The following is a 7,672-nucleotide window of genomic DNA, read 5'->3' as shown; positions in this document are numbered from 1 at the left end:
CCCGCACCATCGACCGGCGCGGCGGCACGGTCCTTCATTCGAGCCGCACCAATCCCTCCAAAATGAAAAAGTTGCCCGACCATCTCGTCGGCCCGGATCGTCCATTGACCAAGCATACCAACGGCGACACCGAAACCTGGGACTTGACCGACCAAGTGCTCGCGAACTTGTCCGGATTAGGCATCGAGCACCTGATTGCCATTGGCGGTGACGACACGCTCAGTTATGCGGCCAGGCTCAACGAACGCGGCGTCAAGGTCATCACCATCCCAAAGACGATGGACAACGACGTCCGCAACACCGAGTATTGCATAGGCTTCTCGACCGCCCTGGCCGGGATCGTTCTCCGGATCTGGTCTCCGGAAACGATAACCCGCCTCTTTGTCGTCTTCTTAGTTTTGGTGAGGCCATGTCCAACGCACAGGAGAACCAACCAACACACGCGAAACAGCCGCGGCGCTTCGTGGACGAACTGATGCCTCTTACCCGGAGCGGTCTGAGGCTTCTGAGACTAACGGATGATCGTCGCTCCCATAGGAATAGCATAGGAATCAGCTCCCATTTCATGCGAGCGAACGCGAAAGCTCTTCATCCGTACGCGATCATTGCGTCCTGCCGAAAGATAAGACGCCGCTTTACGCGACCGATCCCACCTCTCGCGTGCATTGACCTTCCAATCGGGGAAATGCACCGATGACATCACAGCCGCCATATTCGCAAACACCTCAGACATCCGGCCCCACCGCGCGTCGTCGATGCGGTCTCGGAGTCTTGATCAGCGGCTGCAGCGCGCTCTTCGGCGTAGGATTCGCGTATGCCGACCCTCTTTCCACGCCCAGCTTTTCTGGCCCGCTTGTACCAAATCCCGAACCCTTTTCGGTCGATGCCGGCCTGCTCGGCTCGGTTTTCATCGGCGGCCAACTGATCGGAATCGGCGCACTTCAAACTCATCCAACCCACGCCCAGGGCATCGGCAATGATGGCGGGTTCGTGGATGTGAGCAGCGCTCAGATCGAGTTGCAAACGATCCACGGTCCATTGCAATTTTACATTCAGGCGGGCGCGTATTCTTTGCCAGCTCTAGGCTGCTCCTATCTGCAAGCGACAAAAGCGACAGACCAGCTATTCGGTCCAGTTTCTGTTGCTTATGCCAAGGGCGTCATCACGCCCGAGCTGTCTGTTATGGCGGGCATCCTGCCAACTTTGGTGGGGGCTGAGTCGACCTTCACCTTCCAGAATGCCAACATCGAACGCGGACTGCTTTGGAATCAGGAATTGGCGCTCAGCCGCGGCGTCCAGATCAATTATACGCACGGCCCGCTCAGCGCCGCGGTGTCGCTGAACGACGGCTTTTATTCGGGCAAACTGAACTGGGTCTCGGGCGCGCTGACGTATGCGATCAATTCGTCACATTCGATCACCTTCGTGGGCGCGGGCAGCCTGTCGCGAAACGACAAATCCTCGGCAACAACGCCGCTACTCCAGAACAACAGTAGCATCTTCAACGTGATCTACTCATATAGCAGCGGCCCGCTAACTCTCATGCCGTACTTGCAATACAGCCACGTTAAGCGTGATGACCAACTCGGGATCGATCGCCCGGCCGGCACCTATGCGGGCGCCCTTCTCGTCAAATACGCCCTGAACAAGGAGTGGTCTCTCGGCGCCCGCGCCGAATATCTGAAGACGACGGGCGGAACGTGTGGCGCCGACCCGGACTGCACGCCGACGAATTTGCTCTACGGGACAAAGAGCGATGCCTGGTCGCTTACCATCACTCCGACTTACGAGAAGGGCATCTTCTTCGCGCGTGCGGAGCTGTCGTATATTCAAGTTGGCCATCTCGAAGCCGGCTACGGCTTCGGCCGCGATCTCAACCAACGCGATCAGGTTCGAGCGCTGGTGGAGACCGGCTTTCTCTTCTGACGGCATCGGGGGCGTCTATTCCTTGAGTAGCTCCTAGAGCCTTTCCGCTTCTGATAGAATCAGAAGCGGGCTCTATGATTTTGTTTTGTCGCGTTTTCTTCACGCGAACCGGTGTGCACTTCGCTCGAAAACGCTCTAACGTCGCAATCGAGAAATCCCACATCTTCTCATCCCGGGAGGAGAGACGGGGAATCACCGCCTGGCAGCGGGCAAGATCGGTGGGCGGACTTCGGGATTTTCCATTCGGCTTAGCACACGTTCGGAGCGCAAGCGGCGCCCGCGAGGGCTCTAGATTTTCCGGCTGTCATAGGCCCAGTGCAAGAGCGCCTGCCGTTGGCGCGGCCTGCACATGGGATTCCCCGGCTCGCAATGCTTCCTGACCTGAGAGACATGCCGCCGCATCGCCTTCCAGCGGCTGATCTGGCGCGCGTCCTCGTCCGGCATACGACGTCCGATGTAGTAGCGGCAATACCACTGGAACCAACCGCGCGGGTCGTCGGGATGAATCCAGCCTTTGCTTCGCCAGACCGAAAGCGTTTGACTCGCATCAACGCCGAAATAATTGAGCGAACAATCGCGGCCAGAGGGTGAAAGCTTGGCTTGAGCGAACCAGCTCGCCGGAAACTCATCCCGGCAATCAGTCAGATACTTGCCGCAAAACACGCCGAGCTCGAGCATCTGCCTCGGCGTCAGTTCGGGCCGGAATTCCGGATCGAAATTGCGGCCTGACGGCGCCGCCAATTGATAGCGGTAGCCGCTCTGCATCCTATCGTTGACGGTAATGACGCGACCCATTCGATTTAGCACAAGAATCGAAGCGTTGGGGGACGAGGCAACGAGCACGTCGGGTGCGAACAGACATGCCGCGACCTGATCCAGCGCCATGCCGTGGCGATAAAAATTAAAACGGGCTTCCGGCGCCGGACATCACACACGCCATGACCTCCTGCCAGTTCACGAAATCATAATGACGAGCTATCAACGGAACAACTCGGGAAGGTGATGACGCACCGTTCGATCGGCGTGACCCGACCGAGCTTCCATCGCATAACCCGCGATTGATAACGCCGGCACCCTACGCAGGAAAACATCGGCACCATAAATAAGACCGCAGCAATCCATGGTCCATCGCGGTTTGGCGGGCTAGAGATTTCAAACCGTGGTCTTCAGCGATAGCACAGGAGGTTTAGATGACAGGCAAAAATTCAGAGGTTGAAACTGAAGGTTCTGCAATCGCAGCGTTTACACTGTCTCAGTTCGCGTTCTGGGGGCTCATCGAAAGCGGCGTTATCTCAACCGAGAAGGCATCTGACATGCTGGAACAGGGAATAGCGGCGCTCTCCAAGGGAGATTTAGCCAACCGGAAAGCGGCGCAGATGTTGCAAACCATCCTCGACATGGTGCAGCGTAATCAAAGTTCAACAGTGAATTAACACATGCGCTTCTGGTCGAAAGCAGAAGCGACATTCTGGATTTCACTTTAACGCGTTGTCTTCACGCGAACCGGTGTCCATCCTCGGGTCAGGCCCGAGGGCGTGCTTCGCTGGAAAACGCTAAGACCCGGTGGTGAGTGGTCATGTCATCAAACATCGAACCGCTAGCCCGAGCGATGGCAGAACGAATCTGCCGGTCTCATGGGATGAGTGAATCGGAAATTCAGGGGTGGGTGGACCGCCATTGGGAGGTCGCAGCCGCTATGCTGGAGTCCGGCGCCATGGACGAAATGGGCGAGTGGCAACCCGGGAAGGACTGGCGACGCGGACTGGAAGCATACCGCGAGCGACAGGCCGCAAAGCAAAAGATCCGATAAAATCTGGCTTACGTCCTCTCGACTCCTCACCCAACAAAAGGGCATGATTAGGATCTGGGCGCCTTTTCCCTCCGTCCCATCCGAGGGTCTCCGATGGACGTATTGAACTACCCTGATCAACTGAGCATTGTCACGGTGAACGCCTCACGCCCCTTGATCCGGCCTGACGGTCGTTACGCGATTGAGCTGGCGACGACCGAACTTGGCTCCATCGCGTTCGAGGTAGATGAGCAAGCACTTTTCGCCTTGCGTCAGGCTATAGGTGAAATCGAGACGGAAATGAAACGGCGGCCCGGAAGAGCCTGATTCAACCGCCCGAGGCGGTTACCACCTTGTGAAGCATACGATTTTTCGATTCCCGCGCCTTCGCCTGACAGCTATCACGTCTCGCGGAATGTTTCGGCGTTCAGCGTTAGTTCCTGCTGCGAGATGCTGCTCGTATGGGTCGCCCTATTATGTTCGGCCTTCATCACGGCGGAGACCAGCGCGTTGAGGCCCAGCAACGTTGCGACGGCCAGAATGATTGCCAAGATAATCTTGATCTTAGCTTCGTTATTCATTTCGTTTTCTTCCTCTCATAACAACCGGGAACGCCGCAATGGAAACGGCGCGCGTGCCTCTAATGTACGGTAAGGTGGGGCTGATTTCAGGATCACTGTCGAACAGATAGGACCGCCGCAGCAAGTGCTCCAAGACACTATGCTGTTTTCCCACGTTTCGCGACGAATTTTATTACCTGACGCAAAATTGCCGAGGCTCAAGTTCCGCTCCCCGCCCGTTGAGGCGCGTCGTCGCCGTTCGACTTTGTGGCGTTTCTTTAACGGACAAGCAAGGTTTATCCCGAAAGACTTTCATGACAGGAGGGCCATGGAACGTGAGCGATATACGCGATCTCAAGAGCGCCGGACTGTACCGCTTTTCCCGAGCGTCCACCCGCTCGCTTGCGCAAACGTCATCCCGCCTTGCCCATTGGCCGCCGCCCTTCCGCAGTACAGCCGCAAAGCCGAAGATCGTCCGGCATGCGCCGGATGAGAAGCCGCAGCGGGCAAAACCGCGCGGCTGGCGCCTCACGCGGGCGATGTTTTCCGAATTCGAGGAAGAGTAAGTCGGCGGTTTTCCGCAGTCACCTTTTTGCCGGGGCTCCTTCTTCAACCGCGCTTCGGCTTTTTGGCGAGCAGCTTCATCTCGCGGAATCTCTTTGCCCAACCCTCGCGCAGGGTTTGCTGGCCACGGCCGACCGCAAGCGCGTCGTCCGGCACGTTTTTAGTGACGACCGAACCCGATCCCACGTAAGCGCCGGCTCCGATCCTGAGCGGCGCGACCAACGACGAATTGGAGCCGACGAACGCGCCCTCGCCGATCTCGGTGCGATGCTTGTTGAAGCCGTCATAGTTGCAGGTGATGGTGCCCGCACCGATGTTGGCGTTGGCCCCCACATGGGCGTCGCCGATATAGGTCAGGTGATTGACCTTGGCCCCGGCTTCGAGAACGGCAGCCTTGGTCTCGACGAAATTCCCGATCCGCGCGCCGTCGCCCACCGACGTTCCCGGCCGCAGACGGGCATAGGGACCGACCGAAGCATTCCTGCCGATTGACGCCTGCACCAGATGGGAGAATGCGTGAATGACCGCGCCGTCGGCGATGGTCACGCCCTGCCCAATGACCACGTGGGGCTCGATGGTCACGTCTTTGCCGAATGAGGTATCGGCGGAAAGAAAGACCGTCTCGGGAGCCACCATCGTCACTCCGGCTTCGAGCGCCGCCTTGCGCAACCGTATCTGCATGACTTGCTCGGCCTCGGCCAGTTGCGCCTTGGTGTTGATGCCGCGCACTTCGTCCTCGCTGGTTTCGATCACCGCCGCCGTCAGACCGAGCTCGCCGACGACGCCAACGGCGTCGGTGAGATAGTATTCGCCCTTGCTGTTGGCGTTGCCAATCTTTTCAATGATTTGTAGCGCCGTCCTGCCGTCGAAGGCCATGACGCCGGCGTTGCAAAGCGTGATGCGGCGTTCGTCGGGGTTGGCATCCGCATCCTCGCGGATCGCCGTAAGCCGGCCATCAGTCACGATCAGCCGGCCGTACCCAGCGGGATCGTCGGCATGAAAGCCAAGCACAGCCAGCGCCGCTCCGGCCTGTAACGGCGCTCGCATCCGCGTAAGCGTATCGGCCGAGATCAGCGGAGTGTCGCCGAACGCGATCAACAGATCATCGGCGCCATGGCTGATAGCCTTCTTCGCCGCGAGGACAGCGTGTGCCGTTCCCAGGCGCTCATCCTGGACGAACGCCATAACCTCGGGTCGCACCCGCCTCGCTTCATCGGCCACAGCCTCCTGGCCAGGACCAACGACAACCGCCAGCAACGTCCCCGGACCGCTCGGCGCGGCCGCCAGCACATGCGACAACAGCGTCCGCCCTCCGACCGAATGCAGCACCTTGGGTAGCGAGGAGCGCATCCGCGTTCCCTCACCCGCGGCCAGCACAATGGTCAGACAACTCCGGCCGCTCATTCGAGTCCTCATGGGATCGCCCACATCATTTTCCTTATGAGCTTCGCAACAGCTTCCGCCATGCGCTTCCGATCGAAGTGAGCATCATTGCAGGCTCCGCTTTTGATCCAGTCTTTAGCATCACGCGTGGGGGAACGAATCGGATTTGAGGGTCATTTCCGGCCACAATTAACACCAATGGATCTTCTAAATCTGCCCATGCGTTTTTAGCCGGAGGTCGGGTGTCCAAACACATCCGCGATAAGTATTCTAGCGTCGTTCCGATGTGGAAACTTCCAGTCGCAATTCTAAGGCCGTCTTAACCGGCGGTCGTTGCAGGCCCGGCCCGCTCTTCCCGACAGGCTTCTTGCCCGGGAAAAACATTGAGGACTCTCTCTCGTAGCGGGCTTTTCTGGATGGAACAACTTCCGATTGAGTGAATTGATCCGATGGAACGGGACACCCCAAACTCCCATTGTGGACCTTCTCGGCGGGTTTACCAGCCGGCCGCTAGAATGGCGTCCAATCGGGACACACTGAACTGGGGCAAAAGAACATTGCCGGCATCAACTCCAACCATAGCAAAACAGGATGCGCATCATGAACGAAGATGGTCCAATACTTCGGGAGCGGACTGACAACCTGTTCTTTTTCTTAGGTAGCTTTGGATTTTTGGCATTCCTCGTCGGGTCCGGAATTATTGTGGCGGCAGCTATTCTCTAAACTGAACCAGCCAGAGCGATATTACAGTCTATCATCCCCACGACACAGTCGATGGAATTCGGGGCGCGTCTGCGCCTGAGGGACGACTGTGTGGCGCGTGAATTTCGAGCGATGAGCGCTTGCCCGGCGATCGTTTCGGCGAGTGCAGACAATCAGGCGAGTGCAGACAATCAAATGAGAGTGACGATCAATGCGATCAAGCGACGTTTGAATCTTGTTCACCTAATTTGATCCATCGCTTTTCATTTGCCGTCGCGAATTGCCCGCAACGAATAGCCGCAAGGAAATAACGTCTTTGCGCCACCGCAAAACATTCATTCAAAAGGCATGTATTCTCGGCTCGTCGAAATCGAGAAAGGGAGATCGACATGCCAACTGAGACAATCATTGTCACCACGTTCGTTACCGTCGTCATAAGTATATTTGCGCTAACCATCGCTTGGGCCGAACGTCGGACCGAGGGCGGGCACAAATAAATCCCAGACAATGTTGCTCCAAATATTCAGGATCGCATAACGCGAGCGTAACGGCGATGGACCACGTTTCGCCGTTCCTCGCTGGCACGAAACCGATGCTTCTATCGGTCTGCGACCAGCTGATCAAATGTTGTCTCGATCAGAAGACACACCTCCCTCCCTCGGGCCGGTACTCTTGATCCTTCTCGTCCCGAGGGAAATGAGATTGCGGAAGAACAACAATTTCGGTTTGCCTTTGCGCGATCGCAAAG

General features: G+C 57.6%; 9 protein-coding genes. 6 read left to right on the top strand and 3 right to left on the bottom strand.

The window, feature by feature from the left end:
• Positions 1 to 476, top strand: a 476-nt coding sequence (locus NB311A_RS16725) for a 6-phosphofructokinase (protein WP_009799745.1), incomplete at its 5' end; no start/stop codon positions are given.
• Positions 477 to 693: 217 nt separating this feature from the next.
• A complete protein-coding gene (locus NB311A_RS16715) occupies positions 694 to 1,926 on the top strand; it encodes an outer membrane beta-barrel protein (protein ID WP_083780500.1) in 1,233 nt (410 codons plus the stop codon).
• Between the two features lie 288 nt (positions 1,927 to 2,214).
• Here the strand turns inward: NB311A_RS16715 and NB311A_RS16710 are convergent, their stop codons facing one another.
• Positions 2,215 to 2,721 carry a hypothetical protein gene (locus NB311A_RS16710; RefSeq protein WP_040675770.1) on the bottom strand — a complete coding sequence of 169 codons (507 nt, stop codon included), beginning with the start codon at positions 2,719 to 2,721 and terminating at the stop codon, positions 2,215 to 2,217.
• 395 nt (positions 2,722 to 3,116) lie between these two features.
• Between NB311A_RS16710 and NB311A_RS16705 the strand changes: the two genes are divergently transcribed.
• The 3 genes from NB311A_RS16705 to NB311A_RS16695 all read left to right on the top strand — a co-directional run bounded on the left by NB311A_RS16705 (position 3,117) and on the right by NB311A_RS16695 (position 4,042).
• Complete coding sequence (locus NB311A_RS16705; RefSeq protein ID WP_009799749.1) at positions 3,117 to 3,359, top strand: hypothetical protein; 243 nt, start codon at positions 3,117 to 3,119, stop codon at positions 3,357 to 3,359.
• 206 nt (positions 3,360 to 3,565) lie between these two features.
• A complete protein-coding gene (locus tag NB311A_RS21420; protein WP_009799750.1) occupies positions 3,566 to 3,736 on the top strand; it encodes a hypothetical protein in 171 nt (56 codons plus the stop codon).
• A gap of 93 nt (positions 3,737 to 3,829) precedes the next feature.
• Positions 3,830 to 4,042, top strand: a complete 213-nt coding sequence (locus tag NB311A_RS16695) for a hypothetical protein (RefSeq protein ID WP_009799751.1) — start codon at positions 3,830 to 3,832, stop codon at positions 4,040 to 4,042.
• Between the two features lie 74 nt (positions 4,043 to 4,116).
• Here the strand turns inward: NB311A_RS16695 and NB311A_RS16690 are convergent, their stop codons facing one another.
• Positions 4,117 to 4,296, bottom strand: coding sequence for a hypothetical protein (locus tag NB311A_RS16690; protein ID WP_009799752.1), 180 nt, complete (start codon positions 4,294 to 4,296; stop codon positions 4,117 to 4,119).
• 314 nt (positions 4,297 to 4,610) lie between these two features.
• On the opposite strand from NB311A_RS16690, the gene NB311A_RS16685 reads away from it, so the two are divergent.
• On the top strand, positions 4,611 to 4,841 hold the full coding sequence (locus NB311A_RS16685; protein ID WP_083780499.1) for a hypothetical protein: 231 nt from the start codon (positions 4,611 to 4,613) through the stop codon (positions 4,839 to 4,841).
• Between the two features lie 43 nt (positions 4,842 to 4,884).
• On the opposite strand, the gene glmU is transcribed toward NB311A_RS16685, so the two are convergent.
• Positions 4,885 to 6,243 carry a bifunctional UDP-N-acetylglucosamine diphosphorylase/glucosamine-1-phosphate N-acetyltransferase GlmU gene (glmU, locus tag NB311A_RS16680; protein WP_009799754.1) on the bottom strand — a complete coding sequence of 453 codons (1,359 nt, stop codon included), beginning with the start codon at positions 6,241 to 6,243 and terminating at the stop codon, positions 4,885 to 4,887.
• Positions 6,244 to 7,672 lie beyond the last annotated feature (1,429 nt).

The sequence above is a fragment of the Nitrobacter sp. Nb-311A genome, from assembly GCF_000152905.1.
Taxonomy (GTDB): Bacteria; Pseudomonadota; Alphaproteobacteria; order Rhizobiales; family Xanthobacteraceae; genus Nitrobacter.
This window is presented reverse-complemented; position numbering and strand designations above follow the sequence as displayed.